This is a genomic window from Pseudomonas sp. S10E 269, assembly GCF_002798465.1.
GTDB classification, from domain to species: domain Bacteria; phylum Pseudomonadota; class Gammaproteobacteria; order Pseudomonadales; family Pseudomonadaceae; genus Aquipseudomonas; species Aquipseudomonas pergaminensis.
Window position 1 is genome coordinate 4,120,455 of the sequence record NZ_PHIJ01000001.1, and the last position, 20,811, is coordinate 4,141,265.

At 60.2% G+C, this 20,811-nt stretch carries 24 protein-coding genes; 22 read left to right on the top strand and 2 right to left on the bottom strand.

Going from position 1 to position 20,811, the window contains the following annotated elements; translation table 11 throughout:
- The 15 genes from fliH (at position 1) to flhB (ending at position 12,910) form a co-directional block, all read left to right on the top strand.
- Positions 1-765 (top strand): flagellar assembly protein FliH, encoded by a 765-nt coding sequence (gene fliH, locus CWC48_RS19210; protein WP_100492400.1) that lies wholly within the window; start codon positions 1-3, stop codon positions 763-765.
- A complete protein-coding gene (fliI, locus tag CWC48_RS19215; protein ID WP_078049619.1) occupies positions 755-2,113 on the top strand; it encodes a flagellar protein export ATPase FliI in 1,359 nt (452 codons plus the stop codon). Before fliH ends, fliI begins: the two co-directional genes overlap by 11 nt.
- 3 nt (positions 2,114-2,116) lie before the next feature.
- Entirely contained in the window at positions 2,117-2,566 is a 450-nt protein-coding gene (gene fliJ, locus CWC48_RS19220; RefSeq protein WP_028617325.1) for a flagellar export protein FliJ, read from the top strand.
- Positions 2,567-2,720: 154 nt separating this feature from the next.
- On the top strand, positions 2,721-3,026 hold the full coding sequence (locus tag CWC48_RS19225; RefSeq protein WP_078049618.1) for an STAS domain-containing protein: 306 nt from the start codon (positions 2,721-2,723) through the stop codon (positions 3,024-3,026).
- A complete protein-coding gene (locus CWC48_RS19230) occupies positions 3,023-4,741 on the top strand; it encodes a fused response regulator/phosphatase (protein ID WP_099493525.1) in 1,719 nt (572 codons plus the stop codon). Before CWC48_RS19225 ends, CWC48_RS19230 begins: the two co-directional genes overlap by 4 nt.
- Positions 4,742-4,771: 30 nt before the next feature.
- The gene (locus tag CWC48_RS19235; RefSeq protein ID WP_100492401.1) at positions 4,772-5,119 is read left to right on the top strand and encodes an Hpt domain-containing protein; all 348 of its coding nucleotides are present in this window, start codon (positions 4,772-4,774) and stop codon (positions 5,117-5,119) included.
- Positions 5,120-5,963: 844 nt separating this feature from the next.
- Complete coding sequence (locus tag CWC48_RS19245; RefSeq protein ID WP_100492402.1) at positions 5,964-7,304, top strand: flagellar hook-length control protein FliK; 1,341 nt, start codon at positions 5,964-5,966, stop codon at positions 7,302-7,304.
- Between the two features lie 233 nt (positions 7,305-7,537).
- Positions 7,538-8,038, top strand: a complete 501-nt coding sequence (gene fliL / locus CWC48_RS19250) for a flagellar basal body-associated protein FliL (RefSeq protein WP_071489823.1) — start codon at positions 7,538-7,540, stop codon at positions 8,036-8,038.
- Between the two features lie 9 nt (positions 8,039-8,047).
- Positions 8,048-9,016, top strand: coding sequence for a flagellar motor switch protein FliM (gene fliM / locus CWC48_RS19255; RefSeq protein ID WP_017735217.1), 969 nt, complete (start codon positions 8,048-8,050; stop codon positions 9,014-9,016).
- Between the two features lie 34 nt (positions 9,017-9,050).
- Positions 9,051-9,518 carry a flagellar motor switch protein FliN gene (fliN, locus tag CWC48_RS19260; RefSeq protein ID WP_033900765.1) on the top strand — a complete coding sequence of 156 codons (468 nt, stop codon included), beginning with the start codon at positions 9,051-9,053 and terminating at the stop codon, positions 9,516-9,518.
- Position 9,519: 1 nt separating this feature from the next.
- On the top strand, positions 9,520-9,963 hold the full coding sequence (gene fliO, locus CWC48_RS19265; RefSeq protein ID WP_078049614.1) for a flagellar biosynthetic protein FliO: 444 nt from the start codon (positions 9,520-9,522) through the stop codon (positions 9,961-9,963).
- Positions 9,963-10,706, top strand: a complete 744-nt coding sequence (fliP, locus tag CWC48_RS19270; RefSeq protein ID WP_016976565.1) for a flagellar type III secretion system pore protein FliP — start codon at positions 9,963-9,965, stop codon at positions 10,704-10,706. Before fliO ends, fliP begins: the two co-directional genes overlap by 1 nt.
- 4 nt (positions 10,707-10,710) lie before the next feature.
- Positions 10,711-10,980 (top strand): flagellar biosynthesis protein FliQ, encoded by a 270-nt coding sequence (gene fliQ, locus CWC48_RS19275; RefSeq protein WP_010208761.1) that lies wholly within the window; start codon positions 10,711-10,713, stop codon positions 10,978-10,980.
- A gap of 4 nt (positions 10,981-10,984) precedes the next feature.
- Positions 10,985-11,770: a flagellar biosynthetic protein FliR gene (gene fliR / locus CWC48_RS19280; RefSeq protein ID WP_078049613.1), complete on the top strand. Its 786-nt coding sequence runs from the start codon at positions 10,985-10,987 to the stop codon at positions 11,768-11,770.
- A gap of 3 nt (positions 11,771-11,773) precedes the next feature.
- Positions 11,774-12,910, top strand: coding sequence for a flagellar biosynthesis protein FlhB (flhB, locus tag CWC48_RS19285; protein WP_078049612.1), 1,137 nt, complete (start codon positions 11,774-11,776; stop codon positions 12,908-12,910).
- A 207-nt stretch (positions 12,911-13,117) separates the two neighbouring features.
- On the opposite strand, the gene CWC48_RS19290 is transcribed toward flhB, so the two are convergent.
- Both CWC48_RS19290 and CWC48_RS19295 read right to left on the bottom strand, forming a co-directional pair.
- A complete protein-coding gene (locus tag CWC48_RS19290; RefSeq protein ID WP_078049611.1) occupies positions 13,118-13,321 on the bottom strand; it encodes a cold-shock protein in 204 nt (67 codons plus the stop codon).
- A 12-nt stretch (positions 13,322-13,333) separates the two neighbouring features.
- Positions 13,334-13,621, bottom strand: coding sequence for a hypothetical protein (locus CWC48_RS19295; protein WP_223204473.1), 288 nt, complete (start codon positions 13,619-13,621; stop codon positions 13,334-13,336).
- A 389-nt stretch (positions 13,622-14,010) separates the two neighbouring features.
- Between CWC48_RS19295 and CWC48_RS19300 the strand changes: the two genes are divergently transcribed.
- The 7 genes from CWC48_RS19300 to fliA all read left to right on the top strand — a co-directional run bounded on the left by CWC48_RS19300 (position 14,011) and on the right by fliA (position 20,677).
- Positions 14,011-14,721, top strand: a complete 711-nt coding sequence (locus tag CWC48_RS19300) for a hypothetical protein (protein ID WP_149873268.1) — start codon at positions 14,011-14,013, stop codon at positions 14,719-14,721.
- 226 nt (positions 14,722-14,947) lie between these two features.
- Positions 14,948-15,160: a cold shock domain-containing protein gene (locus CWC48_RS19305; protein ID WP_100492404.1), complete on the top strand. Its 213-nt coding sequence runs from the start codon at positions 14,948-14,950 to the stop codon at positions 15,158-15,160.
- 32 nt (positions 15,161-15,192) lie between these two features.
- Positions 15,193-15,396, top strand: coding sequence for a cold-shock protein (locus CWC48_RS19310; RefSeq protein WP_078049607.1), 204 nt, complete (start codon positions 15,193-15,195; stop codon positions 15,394-15,396).
- Between the two features lie 161 nt (positions 15,397-15,557).
- Entirely contained in the window at positions 15,558-17,672 is a 2,115-nt protein-coding gene (gene flhA / locus CWC48_RS19315) for a flagellar biosynthesis protein FlhA (RefSeq protein WP_250883698.1), read from the top strand.
- A gap of 12 nt (positions 17,673-17,684) precedes the next feature.
- On the top strand, positions 17,685-19,001 hold the full coding sequence (gene flhF / locus CWC48_RS19320; protein WP_078049606.1) for a flagellar biosynthesis protein FlhF: 1,317 nt from the start codon (positions 17,685-17,687) through the stop codon (positions 18,999-19,001).
- Between the two features lie 105 nt (positions 19,002-19,106).
- Positions 19,107-19,940, top strand: coding sequence for a flagellar synthesis regulator FleN (fleN, locus tag CWC48_RS19325; protein WP_003192912.1), 834 nt, complete (start codon positions 19,107-19,109; stop codon positions 19,938-19,940).
- A complete protein-coding gene (gene fliA, locus CWC48_RS19330; protein WP_016976604.1) occupies positions 19,937-20,677 on the top strand; it encodes an RNA polymerase sigma factor FliA in 741 nt (246 codons plus the stop codon). Before fleN ends, fliA begins: the two co-directional genes overlap by 4 nt.
- The last annotated feature ends 134 nt before the right edge of the window (positions 20,678-20,811 follow it).

The window sequence follows — 20,811 nt, forward strand, 5'->3', positions numbered from 1 at the left end:
ATGTCGAACAAAGATGAGGCGCCCAGCGATCTGATTCGCGCGCGGGACGTCGGTGGGTTCGACATCTGGTCGTTGCCCAGCTTCGACCCACATTTGCCCGAGCCTGAACCGGAACCGGTTGAAGAGCCTCCGGCGGAGATGGAAGAAGTGCCGCTGGATGAAGTCCAGCCACTGACCCTGGAAGAGTTGGAAGCCATCCGCCAGGAGGCCTACAACGAGGGCTTCGCGGCGGGTGAAAAAGACGGTTTTCGCAGCACCACCCTCAAGGTGCGCCAGGAAGCGGAGGAGGCGCTGAGCGTCAAGCTCGCCAGCCTGGAACGCTTGATGGGGGTGTTGTTCGACCCGATCGCCGAGCAGGATTCACAGATCGAAAAAGCCATGGTCGACCTGGTGCAGCACATCGCCCGGCAGGTGATCCAGCGCGAGCTGGTGCTGGACTCCAGCCATATCGAAAGCGTCATGCGCGAAGCCCTCAAACTGCTGCCACTGGGTGTCGGCAATGTGCGGCTGTACATCAACCCGCAGGATTTCGAACAGGTCAAAGCCCTGCGCGAGCGCCACGAAGAAACCTGGCGCATCGTCGAGGACGCCTCGTTGCAGCCCGGTGGTTGCCGCGTCGAAACCGAACACAGCCGCATCGATGCCACGGTGGAAACCCGCATCAGCCAGATCATGGCCAAGTTGCTGGATCAAGCCCACGAGCAGGTGTTGAACCCGGCCGAGCCCGACCTGAGCGTGGACCTGGACGCCCCCGATGCGCCTTGATCGCACCAGCTTCGCCAAGCGCTTGAGCGGTTATGCCGAGGCCGCCGAGTTGCCCGGCCAGCCGATCCTTGAAGGACGCTTGCTGCGCATGGTTGGCCTGACCCTCGAAGCCGAAGGCCTGCGTGCCGCCATGGGCAGCCGCTGCATGGTGATCAACGACGACAGCTACCACCCGGTGCAGGTCGAAGCCGAAGTGATGGGCTTCTCCGGCAGCAAGATCTTCCTGATGCCCGTGGGCAGCCTGGCGGGCATTGCCCCCGGCGCCCGCGTGGTGCCCTTGGCTGACACCGGCCGCCTGCCAATGGGCATGAGCATGCTTGGTCGCGTGCTCGACGGTGCCGGTCGCGCGCTGGATGGCAAGGGCGGCATGAAGGCCGAGGACTGGGTGCCGATGGATGGCCCTACCATCAACCCGCTCAACCGTAACCCGATCAGCGTGCCGCTGGACGTGGGCATTCGCAGTATCAACGGATTATTGACGGTCGGCCGCGGCCAGCGTCTGGGCCTGTTCGCCGGTACCGGCGTGGGTAAGTCGGTGTTGCTGGGCATGATGACCCGCTTTACCGAGGCCGACATCATCGTGGTGGGGCTGATCGGCGAGCGGGGCCGCGAGGTGAAGGAATTCATCGAGCACAGTCTCGGCGAAGAAGGCCTCAAGCGCTCGGTGGTGGTTGCATCCCCAGCGGACGATGCGCCGCTGATGCGTTTGCGCGCCGCCATGTACTGCACGCGCATCGCCGAATATTTCCGCGACAAGGGCAAGAACGTCCTGTTGCTGATGGACTCGCTCACGCGTTTCGCCCAGGCCCAGCGGGAAATTGCCCTGGCCATCGGCGAACCGCCGGCCACCAAGGGGTATCCGCCGTCGGTGTTCGCCAAGCTGCCCAAGTTGGTGGAGCGCGCCGGTAACGCCGAAGCCGGTGGTGGCTCGATCACCGCGTTCTACACGGTATTGTCCGAAGGCGATGACCAGCAGGACCCGATTGCCGACTCGGCGCGGGGCGTGCTCGACGGCCACATCGTGCTGTCACGGCGCCTGGCGGAAGAAGGGCACTACCCGGCCATCGACATCGAAGCGTCCATCAGCCGGGTGATGCCGGCGGTGGTTACGCCGGAACACATGGCCCGCGCCCAGCATTTCAAACAACTGTGGTCACGCTACCAACAGAGCCGCGATTTGATCAGCGTTGGCGCCTACGTGGCCGGCGGTGATCGCGACACCGACCTGGCCATCGCCCTGCAACCGCAGTTGGTGACCTACCTGCGCCAGGGCCTCAACGACAAGATCAGCATGGGCGAGAGCGAAGCACACTTGCAGACGATCTTCGCCCCCGCGCCGGGCGGCTAAGCCATGGCCAACAGCCGCGCCGCACGCCTGGCTCCGGTGGTGGACATGGCCGAAAAGGCCGAGAAAACCGCCGTTCAGCGCCTGGGTTATTTCCAGGGGCAGGTGCGCTTGGCCGAAAGCAAACTGGGCGACCTGGAGCGTTTCCGGGGCGAGTACCAGCAGCAGTGGATCGAGCGCGGCAGCAAAGGCGTATCGGGCCAGTGGCTGATGGGCTACCAGGGCTTTCTCAATCAGTTGGAAACGGCTGTCGGCCAGCAGCGCCAGAGCCTGGCGTGGCACCAGAACAACCTCGATAAAGCCCGCGAGAGCTGGCAAGCGGCGTTTGCCCGGGTCGAAGGTTTGCGCAAATTGGTGCAGCGTTATATCGACGAAGCACGCGCGCTTGAAGACAAGCGCGAGCAAAAGCTGCTCGACGAACTGTCCCAGCGCCTCCCACGCCAGTCCCAGTTCTAAATGTGCTCGCGAATGCGGTGGGTCAGTCACAGATATATCAACTGACACACCGTATTCGCGAGCAAGCCCGCTCCCACAGTTGATGTGTGGTGTTGCTCAGATCGGGTTCGCCTGCTAAACCTTGTCTCATTGCCAAAGACAAGGAAGCAGTCGCATGTCAGTCGAGTCGGAAGTATCCCCGGATGGGACGAAGTTGACGATCGCGGTCAAGGGCCGGTTTGATTTCGGCAGCCATCAAGCGTTTCGTGATGCTTACGAGCGTTTCTATAAAGTGCCTGAGTTGTACGTCGTCGACTTGAAGGAAGCCACCTACATGGACAGCTCCGCCCTGGGTATGCTCCTGCTGTTGCGTGACCATGCCGGTGGCGATAATGCCGAAGTGCAGGTGATCAACAGCAACCCCGATGTGCGCAAGATCCTCGCCATCTCCAACTTCGACAAACTGTTCGACATCAGTTGAGCGCCCTGGCCCCGGTCCTTGAGCCGCTGACGATCCTGATCGCCGAAGACAGCGCCGCCGACCTGCTGTTGCTGTCGACCATCGTACGGCGCCAAGGGCACCAGGTGCTCACGGCCACCAATGGTGCCGAAGCGGTCGAGGTGTTTATCCGCGAGCGCCCGCAACTGGTGTTGATGGACGCACTGATGCCGGTGATGGACGGCTTTGAGGCGGCGCGCCGGATCAAGCAACTGGCGGGTGAAGAGTTGGTGCCGCTGATCTTCCTTACCTCCCTGCGCGAGAGCGAAGCGCTGGCGCAGTGCCTGGATGCGGGCGGCGATGACTTTTTACCCAAGCCCTACAACCAGCTTATTCTCGCCGCTAAGATCAACGCCATGGACCGCCTGCGGCGGTTGCAGGCCACGGTCTTGCAGCAGCGCGACCTGATTGCCAAGCATCATGACTACCTTCTGCATGAACAGCGGGTGGCCAAGGCGGTATTCGATAAGGTCGCGCATTCCGGTTGCATCAATGCCGCACCGAACATTCGCTACCTGCAATCGCCCTATGCGTTGTTCAACGGCGACCTGCTGCTGGCCGCCTACACACCGTCCGGCGATATGCACGTGCTGCTCGGCGACTTTACCGGCCATGGCTTGCCGGCGGCGGTGGGCGCCATGCCCCTGGCGGAAGTGTTCTATGGCATGACCGCCAAGGGTTACGGCCTGGCGCAGACCCTGCGCGAGATGAACGCCAAGCTCAAGCGCATCCTGCCGGTGGACATGTTCTGCTGCGCCACCCTGTTGTGCCTGAGCACGCAGCGGCGCGTGGTGGAAGTGTGGAACGGCGGCATGCCCGAAGGCTATGTGCATGAAGTCGCCAGCGGCAAGCGTACACCGCTGGCGTCGCGGCATTTGCCGTTGGGGGTGTTGTCGGCCGAAGCATTTGATGACCGCACCGAAGTCTGGCCGATGGCGTTGGGTGACCGGGTGTTCCTGCTGTCCGATGGTGTGTTGGATACCGCCGATGCCAATGATCAGCTGTTCGGCGCCGAACGCTTGCAGCAGGTATTCGCTGCCAACCGTGAGCCGGATCGTCTGTTTGAAGACATTGAACAGGCCTTGGCGGCGTTTCGGGGTGAGGCGCGAGATGACGTGAGCATGGTGGAGATCACCCTGCAAGCCGGCCAGCAACTGCGTGCCAGCGGGCCGTTGTATGCTGACAGCGGCCAGTCGTGCCCGCTGGACTGGTCGGTGAGTTTTGAATTCCGCGCAGAGACCTTGAAGCGTTACAACCCATTGCCGTACCTGCTGCAATTGTTGCTGGAGATCCATGGCCTGCGGGAGCAGAGCGGGGCGCTCTACAGCGTGATGGCCGAGTTGTATTCCAATGCCCTGGAACACGGGGTGTTGGGCCTGGATTCGCGGCTCAAGCGCGATGCCCAGGGGTTTGCCGAGTATTACCGCCAGCGCAATGACCGCCTGGCGCAGCTCAACAGCGGCTACATACGCGTGCATGTGCAAGTGCTGCCGACCGCGGCGGGCGGCCGCATGACCCTGCGCGTCGAGGACAGCGGGCCTGGTTTTGACGTGGAACAGGTGCTGGCGCGGCCGCTGGATATTGACCGTCTGTCTGGCCGGGGTTTGAGCCTGGTGCGTCAGTTGAGCAGCGATGTACGCTGGTCTGATGGCGGGCGCAGTGTCTGCGTGGAGTTTTGCTGGGAGGCTCTGGCATAATCCGCCGATTCTTGATCAAGGAGCGAGCAAGTGGTTGATCTACATCTGGACCCGGAGGTGTTGTCGGGTCTGCAGGAAGTCATGGAAGGCGAGTATCCCAAGTTGCTTGATACCTTTCTCGATGATTCCCAGAAGCGCGTCGAAGCGTTGCGCAAGGCCAGGGATGATGCGAAGGCGTTGGGGCGCATTGCGCATAGCTTCAAGGGGAGCAGTGGGAACCTTGGGGCGGTGAGGTTGGCGCAGTTGTGTCAGCGGTTGGAGGTTGAGTCCGTTGGGGCTGAGGTTAGGGATTTGAGGGCATTGGTGGATCAGATTGATCGGGAGTTTGCGTTGGTGAAGCCGTTGTATGAGACGGAGCGGCAGCGGTTTCAGATCTGATTGAGTACATATCCGGTATTTAGGTAACGGCGGGTATTGGTTCCGCCCTTACGGCGGCTCACTTTTGAAAAGCGCAAAAGTAAGCAAAACGCTCTTGCCCCAACACTCGGCACCTCGCTTAGGCTCGGTGTGCCCTCACTCCGGCTTTGGAGCGTGGGCCGCCGCGATGGGCCATCCTTGGCCCAGCGCGGCTAACCCGGCGTCCTGCCGGGTTACCCACGCTCCAAAGCCTGCGTTCGGCCAGCGTGTTTGACGGGGCGCCTCAGATCAAGATCAAAAGCGACTCGCTTCGCATCGTGGATACGCGGTCCATTGTAGGAGCCGGCTTGCCGGCGAAAAACGTGAGGACGCCGCGTTTTGTCAGGTTCCCCCGCGTCATCGTTGAAGACCATCGCCGGCAAGCCGGCTCCTACAGGACCGCGTTGGCTTTTGCCTTTGCTTCACACCACTCAAGCCGGCTGTCAGGCCGCTGTGCTCTTGCTTTTGATCTTGATTTGAGGCGCCCCGTCAAACACGCTGGCCGGAATTCGGCAGGGATTTGGGGGGTAAACCGGCAGGGATGCCGGTTTAGCCGCCCCGCGCCATGGATGGCGCGTGGCGGCGGCCCCCCAAATCGCTGTCGGATTACGGGCATACCGAGCCTAGGCGAGGTACCGAGTGTTGGGGCAAGAGCCTTTTGGTTACTTTTGGGCTCTTTTCAAAAGTGACCCGCCGTAAGGGCGGAACCAATACCCGCTGCTACCCAAATAACGGATATACACACCACAACCCGAAACCTGGCCCGACTCTTGCTCTACCTCCCAATACTGCATCCCCGACCCCCATGCAGTGGAGACCTTTACCTATGCCAGTCGCCCCTAATTCGCTCCTTCAGGCTGCCCCCGCGGCCAAGCCTCAAGCGCCCGCCGCCAACCCACCGGCAGTGGCTGCGGACCCACGGGACAAGGGCCCTGGCTTCGCTCAAGTGTTCGCCAACCAGGCTTCCAAACCCACGGCCAAGGCCGACGACAATTCGCCCAAGCCCACCGCCGGCAAGTCTTCCGACGCCAGTGCCAAGCCAGCGGCAAGCAGCGACAAACCTGCCGCCAGCACGCCAGCGGTTGCCGATAGCGGCAATACCTTGCCTGCCAAGCCGCCGGCCAAGACCGACGACAGTGCCAGCAAGGACGACGACGCGCCTGCCGACCCATCCCTGGTACAGCAGCCCCCGACAGACCCGGTGGTCGATCCGGCACTGATTGCCACCGTCACCCCGGTGGCCGTGCCAGTGCCGGTTGAAACCCCAGCGCCTGTCACCACCGCCAAGGACGACAAAACCCAGCCGGTGGTGGCAGCGCCGGTTGCCGCGACCGAGGAGGCCAAGCCGGCCTTCGATCCGGAGGCCGATCCCCTCGACGCCATGCCGACCGTGCGCCTGGCGATGGAGCAGGGTGGCCACGTGTCGGCCAGCAGCCAGGCCTCGGCCAAAACCGCGCCGGCACCGACCCAGGATCAGCCGACCGCCGCGCAGAACTTCGCCGCTGGCCTCGCCAATATGGTTGACCAACAAGCCACCAAGGACAGCACCGACCAGGGCGGCGACAAGGCCTTCAGCGGGCTGATCGACGACGGCCTCAAGGACCTGAAGAATGCCAGCAGCGACACCCGTGTCGATGACTTCGCCAACCGCCTGGCCGCGTTGACGCAAGCGGCCACGCCGAAAACCGCCAATGCCTTGCCGCCGGTGACCAATGCGCCGTTGGCCATGCACCAGAGCGGCTGGACCGACGAAATCGTCAACCGTGTGATGTACCTGTCCAGCGCCAACCTCAAGTCGGCCGAGATCCAGTTGCAGCCGGCTGAACTCGGTCGCTTGGATATCAAGGTCAACATGACCGCCGACCAACAGGCCCAGGTCAATTTCATGAGCGCCCACCCGGTGGTGCGTGAAGCGTTGGAAAGCCAATCCGGCCGCCTGCGGGAGATGTTCGCCCAGCAGGGCATGGGCCAGGTGGACGTCAACGTCTCCGACCAGTCCCGTGGCCAGGAACAGCAGCAACAACAGGCCCAGACCCGTGGCGTGAGCAGCAGCGGCGGGCGTGGCGGTGATAATGGCGACAGCGGCAATCATATTGATGTAGCTGAAGCGGTGACGCCCGTGACCTCAACCGTGATCGGTTCCAGCGCGGTCGACTACTACGCCTGATTCAAGCCTTGCACAGGCCCAGATGTGGGGGCGGGCTTGCTCGCGAATGCGGTGGATCAGTCAGCACTTCTATCGCTGACCTAGCGCTTTCGCGAGCAAGCCCGCTCCCACAGGGATCAGTTGCAAGGCAGATTGCAGGGTGTTCTTCCCAATCTGCCAGACAACTCTGGCATAACACTTGCTCTTGCCATTCCGTAGATCTATGAATCCCCGAATAGTGACGGATTATTGGCATGGCGAAGAGCGACGACGCAGCAAAAGCACCCGCAGGCAAAGGTAAGCTCAAGCTTATCCTGCTGATAGTCCTGGGCCTGCTCCTGGCCATCGGCGCGTCGGTGGGTGGCACCTGGTACATCATGCACAGCAGTGCAAGCAAACCGGCACCCGCCGCCGAAACCGCCACTAACGTCAAGCAACCGGCAATCTTCGAGCCGATGCTCCCGGCCTTTGTCGCCAACTTCAATCAGAACGGTCGTCAGCGCTACCTGCAAGTGAGCATCACCTTGCTGGCCCGCAACGCGTCGGACCTGGACGCCCTCAAGGTGCACATGCCAGTGATCCGCAACAACCTGGTGATGCTGTTCTCCAGCCAGAGCTTCGACACACTCGCCACCCCGGTGGGCCAGGAAATGCTGCGCCAGAAGGTCACGGCCAGCGTGCAGGAAGTGGCCCAGAAGGAACTCGGCAAAGTCGTGGTCGAGCAGGCGCTCTTCACTAACTTCGTATTGCAGTAGGATCACGACATGGCCGTGCAAGACCTGCTGTCCCAGGATGAAATCGACGCGCTGCTGCATGGCGTCGACGATGGTCTGGTACAGACCGAAATGGCTGCCGAGCCCGGCAGCGTCAAAAGTTATGACCTCACCAGCCAGGATCGTATCGTCCGTGGACGCATGCCGACCCTGGAGATGATCAATGAGCGTTTTGCCCGCTACACCCGGATCAGCATGTTCAACATGCTGCGCCGCTCGGCGGACGTTGCGGTAGGCGGCGTGCAGGTGATGAAGTTCGGCGAGTACGTGCACTCGCTGTACGTGCCCACCAGCCTTAACCTGGTCAAGATCAAGCCGCTGCGCGGCACCGCGCTGTTCATCCTCGACGCCAAGCTGGTGTTCAAGCTGGTGGACAACTTCTTTGGTGGCGACGGCCGCCACGCCAAGATCGAAGGGCGTGAATTCACCCCGACCGAGCTGCGCGTGGTGCGCATGGTGCTGGAGCAGGCCTTCATCGACTTGAAGGAAGCCTGGCAGGCGATCATGGAAGTCAATTTCGAGTACATCAACTCGGAAGTGAACCCGGCCATGGCCAACATCGTCGGCCCCAGCGAGGCCATTGTGGTGTCGACCTTCCACATCGAACTCGATGGCGGTGGTGGCGACCTGCACGTGACCATGCCGTACTCGATGATCGAACCGGTGCGCGAGATGCTCGACGCCGGTTTCCAGTCCGACCTGGACGACCAGGACGAACGCTGGGTCAAGGCCCTGCGCGAAGATCTGCTGGACGTCGACGTGCCCCTGAGCGCCACCGTGGCCCGTCGTCAGTTGCGTTTGCGCGATATTTTGCACATGCAGCCGGGGGATGTGATTCCCGTCGAACTGCCGGAAGAAATGATCATGCGCGCCAACGGCGTGCCGTCGTTCAAGGTCAAGCTCGGCTCTCACAAAGGCAACCTGGCGTTGCAAGTGATTGAACCGATCAACCGTCGCTGATCCACATTAATTTCTGCTCCGCCGAGGACATGTAATGGCTACCGAACACGAAAACACTTCCGCCGAAGACCAGGCACTGGCTGACGAATGGGCGGCAGCCCTGGAAGAAACCGGCGATGTTGGCCAGGACGATATCGATGCGCTGTTGGCCGCTGACGCCGCCACCGCGCCGGCCGGCAACCGCCTGCCGATGGAAGAATTCGGCAGCGTGCCGAAAAACAACGACCCGGTGACCCTCGACGGCCCGAACCTGGATGTGATCCTCGACATCCCGGTGTCGATTTCCATGGAAGTGGGCAGCACCGAAATCAACATCCGCAACCTGCTGCAACTCAACCAGGGTTCGGTGATCGAGCTGGACCGCCTGGCCGGTGAGCCGCTGGACGTGCTGGTCAACGGTACCCTGATCGCCCACGGCGAAGTGGTGGTGGTCAACGAGAAGTTCGGCATCCGCCTGACCGACGTGATCAGCCCGAGCGAACGCATCAAGAAGTTGCGCTGATATGAAGTATTCGATGGCGGGACTGTTTCTGGCGCTGCCATTGAGCGCCCTCGCGGCTGAGCCGGTCGCGCAAGCGGCTGCGACGGCAGCGCCGGTGGTGAGCAGCGGCATCGGCGGGCAACTGACCCAGCTGGTACTGGGCCTGTTGCTGGTGGTGGGTTTGATCTTTGCGCTGGCCTGGCTGATGCGCCGCGTGCAGCGCGTGGGCCCGGGCAACGGCCAGGTGATCGAGATGATCGGCGCCCGCGCCCTCGGTCCGCGTGATCGACTGGTGCTGGTGCAAGTGGGCGAGGAGCAGATCCTGCTCGGCATCACCCCTGGCCGCATCACCCCGCTGCATGTGCTCAAGACCCCGGTGAGCGTGGATCAGAGCCAGTCCGCCACGCCAGAATTCGCCCAGCGCCTGATGGAGTTGCTGGGCAAGGATCAGAAGGATAAGAAGTAATGCGCGTTTTATTGACGCTCATGCTGCTGCTGGCGGCGCCATTGGCGTTCGGCGCCGACCCGTTGTCGATCCCGGCGATTACGCTGGGGACCAACGCGGCGGGTGCGCAGGAGTATTCGGTCAGCCTGCAGATCCTGCTGATCATGACCGCGCTGAGTTTTATCCCGGCGTTCGTCATGCTGATGACCAGCTTCACGCGGATCATTATCGTGTTCTCGATCCTGCGCCAGGCCCTGGGCCTGCAGCAGACGCCGTCGAACCAGATCCTCACCGGCATGGCCTTGTTCCTGACGCTGTTCATCATGGCGCCGGTGTTCGACAAGGTGAACCAGCAAGCCCTGCAACCCTACCTGGCGGAGAAAATGACCGCCCAGGACGCGATCGACAAGGCCCAGGGCCCGATCAAGGATTTCATGCTGTCGCAGACCCGTTCCAGCGACCTTGAGCTGTTCATGCGCTTGTCCAAGCGCACCGACATCGCCACCCCGGACCAGGCGCCACTGACTATCCTGGTGCCGGCGTTCGTCACCTCCGAATTGAAAACCGCGTTCCAGATCGGCTTCATGATCTTTATCCCGTTCCTGATCATCGACCTGGTGGTGGCGAGCGTGTTGATGGCCATGGGTATGATGATGCTGTCACCGTTGATCATCTCGTTGCCGTTCAAGATCATGCTGTTTGTGCTGGTGGACGGTTGGGCGCTGATTATCGGCACCCTGGCCGGCAGTTTCGGCGGGGTATAGCGCAATGACGCCAGAAGTCGCCGTCGACCTGTTCCGTGAAGCGCTGTGGCTGACCACCGTGATGGTCGCCGTGCTGGTGGTGCCAAGCCTGTTGGTGGGCTTGCTGGTGGCGATGTTCCAAGCCGCGACCCAGATCAACGAACAGACCTTGAGCTTCCTGCCGCGCCTGCTGGTGATGCTGGTCACCCTGATCGTGGCTGGCCCGTGGCTGGTGCAGACCTTCATGGAATACATCCTGCAGTTGTACGGCAGTATTCCGCAGTTGATCGGCTGACCCGATGCAGTCCTTGCTGGCATTGACCGACACCCAGATCAGCACCTGGGTGGCGTCCTTCATCCTGCCGCTGTTCCGGGTGACAGCGATGTTGATGGCCATGCCGGTGTTCGGCACGACCCTGGTGCCACGCCGGATACGCCTGTACTTTGCGGTGGCGATCACCGTGGTGATCGTGCCTGGGTTGCCGCCGATGCCGGCGGTGAACGCGATCGATCTGAGTGCATTGCTGCTGATTGCCGAGCAGATCCTGATCGGCGCGCTGATGGGGTTTTCCCTCTCACTGTTTTTCCAGGCGTTTGTGATTGCCGGGCAAATCATCTCGATCCAGATGGGTATGGGCTTCGCGTCCATGGTCGACCCTACCAACGGTGTGTCGGCGGCGGTGATCGGGCAATTCCTGACCATGCTGGTGACCTTGCTGTTCCTGGCCATGAACGGCCATCTGGTGGCCTTCGAAGTGATGACCGAAAGCTTCACCACCTTGCCGGTGGGCTCGGGGTTGGTGGTCAATCACTTCTGGGAAGTGGTGGGGCGCCTCGGCTGGGTGCTGGGGGCTTCGCTGTTGCTGGTGCTGCCGGCGATCACCGCGTTGCTGGTGGTCAACATCGCCTTTGGCGTCATGACCCGTGCAGCGCCGCAACTGAACATTTTCTCGATTGGTTTCCCATTGACCCTGGTGTTGGGCATGGGGATTTTCTGGGTCGGCCTGGCCGACATTCTCAATCAGTATCAACCGCTGGCGACCGACGCCTTGCAGTTTTTACGTGACCTGGCACGGGCGCGCTGAGCCATGGCCGAGAGCGAGAGTGGTCAGGACAAGACAGAAGACCCCACGGAGAAACGTAAAAAGGACTCCAGGGAAAAGGGCGAGATTGCGCGCTCCAAAGAGCTCAATACCGTCGCCACCATGATGGCCGGTGCCGGCGCCTTGTTGATCTATGGCGGCGGGCTGGCGCTGGACTTGATGGAGTTGATGAAGCATAACTTCGCCTTGCCCCGCGAGGTGCTGCTCAACCCTGATGCCATGGGCCAGTACCTGCTGCACTCGGGCAAGATCGCGATCCTGGCGGTGCAACCGATCCTCATCACCTTGCTGCTGGCCGCGCTGATCGGCCCGGTCGCCCTGGGTGGCTGGCTGTTCGCTGCCAGCAGCATGGCGCCCAAGTTCAGCCGCATGAACCCGGCTGCCGGGCTCAAGCGCATGTTTTCCACCAAGGCCTTGGTGGAGTTGCTCAAGGCATTGGCCAAATTCATCCTGATTCTGTTTGTGGCGCTGATGGTGTTGTCGTCCGACATCGACGACCTGCTGCGCATCGCCCATGAACCGTTGGAGTCAGCGATCATCCATAGCGTGCAGGTGGTGGGCTGGAGCGCGCTGTGGATGGCCGCCGGGCTGATCATCATCGCCGCCGTGGATGCCCCGATCCAGCTGTGGGAAAGCCACAAGAAACTGCTGATGACCAAGCAGGAAGTGCGCGACGAGCACAAGGACCAAGAGGGCCGCCCCGAGGTCAAGCAGCGCATTCGCCAACTGCAGCGGGAAATGTCCCAGCGCAAGATGATGGCCTCGGTGCCCGACGCCGACGTGGTCATCACCAACCCGACCCACTACGCCGTGGCGCTCAAATACGACCCGGAGAAGGGCGGCGCGCCGATGCTGTTGGCCAAGGGCAGCGACTTTACCGCGTTGAAGATCCGCGAGATCGCGGTGGCCAATGACATCCTGCTGCTGGAATCGCCGGAACTGGCGCGGTCGATTTTCTATTCCACCGACCTCGACCAGGAGATCCCCGCCGGGCTCTATCTGGCCGTCGCGCAGGTGTTGGCGTACGTTTATCAGATTCGCCAGTACCGCGCGGGCAAGGGTAAGCGCCCGGACCCGCTCAAAGACCTACCCATTCCCCCGGAACTGCGCCGCGATACTTAATCCGGGGGCGGTGTCGAACCTCAATGCATGAAGCAAAGGTTTGACGCTGTTGGGCGTCTTGCAGGCGGTGTTGCAAGACGCCTTCCAACTATTGCTTGATGGGAATACCGGTGGGTATTTCTATTGGGGGTCAAGACCTAACGAGCCTGATGTGGTTAATATCAGCGAGCCATCTAGCGACTGAAAGCCCGCTCCACATTTGAACCTTTAAATAGGTCGTATATTCTTCGCCTGAAGAGTTTTTTGTGCTTTTACTATGTCAAATTCTACTCTTTGGCCTTCATTAAGGCTTTTGAACCCATCTGACATAATTGCCGAGAAATGGACATAAACGTCCTCACCCCCATCATCCGGCTTAATAAAACCAAACCCCTTCTCCGCGCTAAACCACTTCACTGTGCCTGTTGCCATTGCCGCTCTCCTTTACACCTCTGGACCCGTCTCGGTATCGTTATGCGCACGAATGGGAAGCGCATAAACGCCCTGGGGTTTATGGACCATTTGAAATATTATCGGCTCACCAATCGACAGCGCAGCCCATTGCCAGTCGCTCCAATCGATGAAGACGATTTCTTCTCCGTCGTCCAACGCAATCAACCACTCACCACGGGTCAATTCATAGGATTTAACAATACCTCTACTCACCTTCAATCCCGCTCTCCCTGCATCTCGTTTACTACATGCGCGAAGTGCATAGCGTGTAATGAACATCGGGAAGCGCCCTGTGCCTACTGTCAAGGTTAACAGGTCAAGCACAGTTTACGACGAACGGCAGACCCACCTGCTGTAGGAACTGGCTTGCCAGCGATGGTCGTTAACAATACGCAGGCAGACAGGCTGAACGCGACGCCCTTGGTTTTTTGCCGGCAAGCCGGCGGGTGGGAAGTTTCTATCTGTTCAGTCAGACTCGATAGTGTGGGTTTCTTTTAATGCTGCTGTTGTGGGTCGGTGATTGGGGCGTTTATTCGTTGTATGTAATTTCTTGAATTTTATGGGTCGGAACTTGGAGGGGGATTATCCCACTCAATCAGGGCTGCATCTTATGCTGTGTTTTTTTAAATGAAACACTCAATGAATCGCTCTCTGAGGGACTATGAATAATGGATATTGCATCTCGGCACTTATCTATGCCTGCCCATCATCGTGAAGAACAGTGTGGTGATAGATTTGGAAGGGAGAAACATTTATATAAAGCGGTTGCTTTGGCGCCCGGTGATCGCGACGGTCATGTGATGAAGCGTTCATACACACAGCCGGTTGTTGGCACCAATTGGGTGGGTGAGATGACGAATCAGCCATTGAGTAATCCAGTCGTTCAGTCTTTGAGTGATTTGTTTCATCAGCTCGCACAAACGCTTGCGAGTTTTCTCAAGGGCTTTATGCCTGGTGCTTCCGTCGCACAGAATGTCTCGGAAAAACCGGTTGTAGTGGTGGATGGCAGATCTGAGGTTAAGGCCCATAAGAGTGTTATGGGGCAGGTGCTGGAGACAGCCAAAGCCACGATTACGCCCGAGGATCAACGGCTGTACCAATTTCTCGACGGGCGTCATCCACGTACAGCGGAGGAGCGAAGGGCGGTTGAGAAGTTTGCCGTGATTGAGCGTCAACTGGAAAAATATCTGACCATGGACCCGACTGAGTTCACAGCGCAAACAGTGCCGGTTGAAACAGAAGACTTGGAAACAATATTAACCCATGAAGGTTTGCTTACTCGTCGGGAGATGGATGTCATTGAAAAAATGCATGAGGGGCAGGAGATGACATTGGAGGAGCAGATTATTTCTATCAAGCTGAATATGCTGGGTTGTTGATAGTGTCTGTGTAGTCAATATATTGAAGCCTATTTTATGCGGCGGTAAATGAGGGCGCATTTGTCTAACACGATCTATGCGCCCTCATGTTTTGGGGAAGGCGGGGATGCGAATACCGTTCGTCGCCAAGTCGCTCTACCTGTCAACGTTAACAGTAGCCAGTATCGCCAGCTCGCGGTTCCATAGCGCTACACGCTGCATGCCTGAACGGTGCGGAGGAGCGGTGATGGAAGCGCTAACCGGCACGATCAAATCTTATAGTCGAAAAACCGGTGAAGGCTTGATTGCACTGGATGGCGAGGATGAGCCTGTACGTGTTGACCTTCTCAGTTCAGCCGGGGGCTGGCTGAAGAATGGCCTGCACGTGCAGTTCTCGAGGATCCAGCGGCCCAAAGGGGTTTATGCGTTCAATATCAAGCTCATCTCGCGATGTCCATAGGGGGCATCGAGCGAGCGGCCGGGAGAAAGGTAATGGCAACAGGTACAGTGAAGTGGTTTAGCGCGGAGAAGGGGTTTGGTTTTATTTCGTCGGACGATGGAAGCGCAGATGTATTTGTCCACCATTCCGCAATAAAAACCGATGGCTTCAGAACCCTCGAAGAAGGCAAGAAAGTCGAGTACGACATCGTTGAAGGCCCAAAAGGCCCCCAGGCCGATAACGTCAAACCCTTGTAGTTTCGTCCTCACCGATGGTTTCAAGGCAATGCCCCTGAGAGCGATCTGACCCTTAGAGCAAAAGTTGGAAGGCTTCTTGCAATACCGCCTGCAAGACGCCCAATTGCGTCAAAACTTTGCTTCAAAGGACACGAGGAATACCGGTGGTGGATCGCTCTCAAATGCTCGGCAACGCCCGCAGCACCCTGACTGACCTCTCGCGAGGCAATCTGGGTGTGCCGTTGTTGTTGCTGGTGATGCTGGCAATGATGATGTTGCCGATGCCGCCGTTCCTGCTCGACGTGTTCTTTACCTTCAATATTGCCCTGTCTGTGGTGGTGTTGCTGGTCTGCGTGTACGCCCTGCGGCCCTTGGATTTTGCGGTATTCCCGACGATTCTGCTGGTGGCGACCCTGCTGCGCCTGGCGCTCAACGTAGCGTCGACCCGTGTGGTCATGCTGCACGGCCAGGACGGCCACGCCGCCGCCGGTAAGGTGATCCAGGCCTTCGGTGAGGTGGTGATCGGCGGTAACTACGTGGTCGGTATCGTGGTGTTCGCGATCCTGATGATCATCAACTTTGTGGTGGTCACCAAAGGCGCCGGGCGCATCTCCGAAGTGAGCGCGCGTTTTACCCTCGACGCGATGCCCGGCAAACAGATGGCCATCGACGCCGACCTCAACGCCGGCCTGATCGACCAGAACCAAGCCAAATCCCGTCGCCTGGAAGTCGCCCAGGAAGCTGAGTTCTACGGTTCCATGGACGGTGCCAGCAAATTTGTGCGCGGTGACGCCATCGCCGGCCTGCTCATTCTGTTCATCAACCTTATCGGCGGCATGGCCGTGGGGATCTTCCAGCACGGCATGACCTTCGGCGATGCGGGCAAGGTGTACGCGTTGCTGACCATCGGTGACGGTTTAGTGGCGCAATTGCCATCACTGTTGTTATCCACAGCTGCGGCGATCATGGTGACCCGTGCGTCGGGCTCCGAAGACATGGGCAAGCAGATCAGCCGGCAGATGTTTGCCTCGCCCAAGGCCCTGGCCGTGGCGGCAGGCATCATGGCGATCATGGGGATCGTGCCGGGCATGCCTCACGTGTCGTTCCTGAGCATGGCGGCCATGGCGGCTGGCGGTGCCTACCTGTTCTGGAAAAAGCAGAATGCGGTCAAGGTCCAGGCCCAGCAAGAGATCGCGCGTCAGCAGGAACTGCTGCCATCCCCGGCCCGCGCCCAGGAAACCAAGGAGCTGGGCTGGGACGACGTGACCCCGATCGACATGATCGGCCTGGAAGTCGGCTACCGCCTCATCCCGCTGGTGGACCGCAACCAGGGCGGCCAATTGCTCGCGCGGATCAAGGGCGTGCGCAAGAAACTGTCCCAGGACCTGGGCTTCTTGATGCCCACGGTGCATATCCGCGACAACCTCGACCTGGCCCCGAGCGCCTACCGCCTGACCCTGATGGGCGTGATCCTGGCCGAAGCCGAGATCTACCCGGACCGCGAACTGGCGATCAACCCGGGGCAGGTGTTCGGCAGCCTCAACGGCATCACCGCCAAAGATCCGGCTTTTGGCCTGGACGCGGTATGGATCGAAATCAGCCAGCGCAGCCAGGCACAGTCCCTGGGTTACACCGTGGTGGACGCCAGCACGGTGGTCGCCACCCACCTCAACCAGATCCTGTACAAGCACTCCCACGAGCTGATCGGCCACGAGGAAGTCCAGCAATTGATGGGTTTGCTCGGCAAAGCTTCGCCAAAACTCGCCGAAGAACTGGTGCCGGGCATCCTGTCGCTGTCGCAATTGCTCAAGGTGTTGCAGGCGCTGCTGGCCGAACAGGTGCCGGTACGCGACATTCGCAGCATTGCCGAGGCCATCGCCAACAATGCCGCCAAGAGTCAAGATACTGCCGCCCTGGTGGCTGCGGTGCGCGTCGGATTGTCGCGTGCAATCGTCCAAAGCATTGTAGGGCTTGACTCCGAGCTGCCTGTGATCACCTTGGAACCAAGGTTGGAACAAATATTGCTCAATAGTATTCAGAAGGCAGGACAAGGCCAGGAAGAGGGCGTTCTGCTGGAGCCAAGCATGGCTGAGAAACTGCAGCGTTCGTTGATTGACGCCGCACAGCGCCAGGAAATGCAGGGCCAGCCGGTGATACTGCTGGTGGCCGGCCCGGTCAGGGCGATGTTGTCGCGGTTTGGACGCTTGGCAGTACCGAATTTGCACGTTTTGGCTTATCAGGAAATTCCTGACAACAAGCAAGTGACTATCGTCGCGACAGTAGGGCCCAACGGCTGAGGGTAGTGGGTTATGCAAGTTAAGCGTTTTTTCGCCGCCGATATGCGTCAGGCCATGAAACTGGTTCGTGATGAGCTGGGCGCCGACGCCGCGATTATCGGAAACCGTCGTATTGCCGGCGGTGTCGAGCTGACGGCTGCCCTGGACTACACACCCCAGGCCCTGGCGCCGCGCGTGCCGAACATGGAGCTCGAAGACGAGCTGCGCAAGACCGCTTCGCGGATTGTCTCGGCCCAGGCTGAACTGAGCATGCGCGGCGACAGCGATGCCACCACCAACCGCCAATTGTTCGCCGGCTTGCCGCTGACCGCTGCCGAGCCGCTGGTCGAGCCCACCTTCAAAGAACCGCCGCGTCCTGCTGCGCCTGCTCCGGCGCCTGCGGTTGACCAGCGCGTGTTTGATTCGATGCGCTTTGAACTCAACGGCCTGCGCGAACTGCTTGAAGTGCAGCTTGGCTCGCTGGCCTGGACCCAACTGCAAGGCAGCAAGCCGCAGCAGGCCAACCTGTGGCGTCGTTTGCAACGTATCGGCCTGTCTGGCCCGTTGTCTCGCGACCTGCTGGCCCTGACCACCGAAATCGAAGAGCCTCGCCAGGCCTGGCGCATGTTGCTGGCCCACTTGGCGCGGATGATCGTCACCCCGGAAATCGAACCCTTGGAAGAGGGTGGTGTGATCGCCATGGTCGGCCCTGCCGGCATGGGCAAGACCACCACCCTGGCCAAGTTGGCGGCTCGTTACGTGCTCAAGTACGGCGCTCAGAATATCGCGCTGGTGAGCATGGACAGCTACCGTATTGGTGCCCAGGAGCAGCTCAAGACCCTGGGCCGGATCCTCAATGTGTCGGTGACCCATGTCGACCCGGGCCAGTCCCTGGCCAACGCCCTGGACCCCTTGCTGCGCAAGCGCGTGGTGCTGATCGACACTGCCGGCCTGCAAGCCAGCGACCCGGCATTGCGCATGCAGTTGGAAAGCCTGGCGGGGCGTGGCATCAAGTCGAAAAATTACCTGGTGCTTGCAACCACCAGCCAGAAACAGGTTCTTACCGCTGCGTATCATAGTTACAAGCGTTGTGGCCTGGCCGGTTGCATCCTCACCAAGCTCGATGAAACCGCGAGCCTGGGCGAGGTGCTGAGCCTGGCCATCAGTCATGAATTGCCGGTCGCCTACCTGACCGACGGGCCGCGGATCCCGGATGATTTGCATCTGCCGCGCCGTCATCAGTTGGTCAGCCGTGCAGTCAGCGTGCAAATGCAAGAAGAGCCTAGCGAGGAAGCGATGGCCGATATGTTCGCCGACCTTTACCACAACCCGGCAAAGCGGGTGGGTTGAGTCAGGATGAACACCGTGAAATGTATCTACATCGATGGTCTGCAAGCGATTCACGCGGCCAAGCCATGTAGCCTGCGTCTAAGCAAGACAAGGTAAAGAAATAAAATGGGCAGCATGCATCCCGTACAGGTGATCGCGGTGACCGGCGGCAAAGGTGGCGTCGGGAAAACTAACGTGTCAGTGAATTTGTCCCTGGCCCTGGCAGAGCTTGGCCGTCGCGTCATGCTGCTGGATGCTGACCTGGGCTTGGCGAACGTGGACGTTCTGCTGGGGCTGACACCCAAACACACCCTTGCCGATGTGATCGAGGGCCGCTGCGAGCTGCGCGATGTGCTGCTGCAGGGCCCCGGTGGCATCCGCATCGTGCCGGCTGCCTCGGGCACCCAGAGCATGGTGCACCTGAGCCCGGCGCAGCATGCCGGCCTCATCCAGGCTTTCAGTGATATCGGCGACAACCTCGACGTGCTGGTGATCGACACCGCCGCTGGGATCGGCGAGTCCGTGGTCAGCTTCGTGCGTGCTGCACAGGAAGTGTTGCTGGTGGTCTGCGACGAACCCACCTCGATCACCGACGCCTATGCCCTGATCAAACTGCTTAACCGTGACTACGGCATGAACCGCTTCCGCGTCCTGGCCAACATGGCCCAGAGCCCGCAGGAAGGGCGCAATCTGTTCGCCAAGTTGACCAAGGTCACGGATCGCTTCCTCGATGTCGCCTTACAATACGTCGGCGCAGTTCCCTACGACGAGTGTGTGCGCAAGGCTGTGCAAAAGCAGCGTGCAGTCTACGAAGCGTTCCCTCGTTCCAAATGCGCATTGGCGTTCAAGGCTATTGCCCAGAAGGTCGATACCTGGCCGTTGCCCGCCAACCCTCGGGGGCATCTGGAGTTTTTCGTCGAGCGATTGGTGCATCAGACGAGCGCAGGACCCGTGCTATGACAGCGACCGGCTACAACGCGTACAAGAAGTCTGCCCGTGACAGCCAGGGCGAATTGATCGAGCGCTACGCGCCCCTGGTCAAGCGTATCGCCTATCACTTGCTGGCACGCCTGCCCGCCAGCGTCCAGGTCGAAGACCTGATCCAGGCGGGCATGATCGGCTTGCTCGAAGTGTCGACCAAATACGACGCGAGCAAGGGGGCGAGTTTCGAGACGTACGCGGGTATCCGCATACGTGGCGCGATGCTCGATGAAGTGCGCAAAGGTGACTGGGCGCCGCGTTCGGTGCATCGCAATACGCGCATGGTCAGTGACGCAATTCGCGCAATTGAAGCAAAAACCGGTCGCGACGCTAAAGATCACGAAGTTGCGGCCGAACTCCAATTGAGTCTCGACGATTACTACGGGATTTTGAACGATACCTTGGGCAGCCGCCTGTTCAGTTTCGACGACCTCTTGCAGGACGGCGAACACGAAGGGCTGCACGAGGACGGCGCGAGCGCTCATATGGAGCCATCGCGTGACCTGGAAGATGAGCGTTTCCAGGGGGCGTTGGCGGACGCGATTGCCAATTTGCCGGAGCGTGAGCGACTGGTGTTGGCGCTGTACTACGACGAAGAGCTGAACCTCAAGGAAATCGGTGAGGTCCTGGGGGTCAGCGAATCGCGGGTCAGCCAGTTGCACAGCCAGTGCGCAGCCCGCTTGCGGGGGCGTTTGGGAGAGTGGCGAGCGCGCTGACAGGCAGTGTGGGGACACTGTAGACGATACCGCGAGGGCAAGCAGCCTTCGCGGGTTCGACCCGTGGTGCCCCCGGCAGTCCTTTTTGTGTAATGCCTGTTGATTGAAATGGCGCGTCCAGGTGCTGGGCGCGT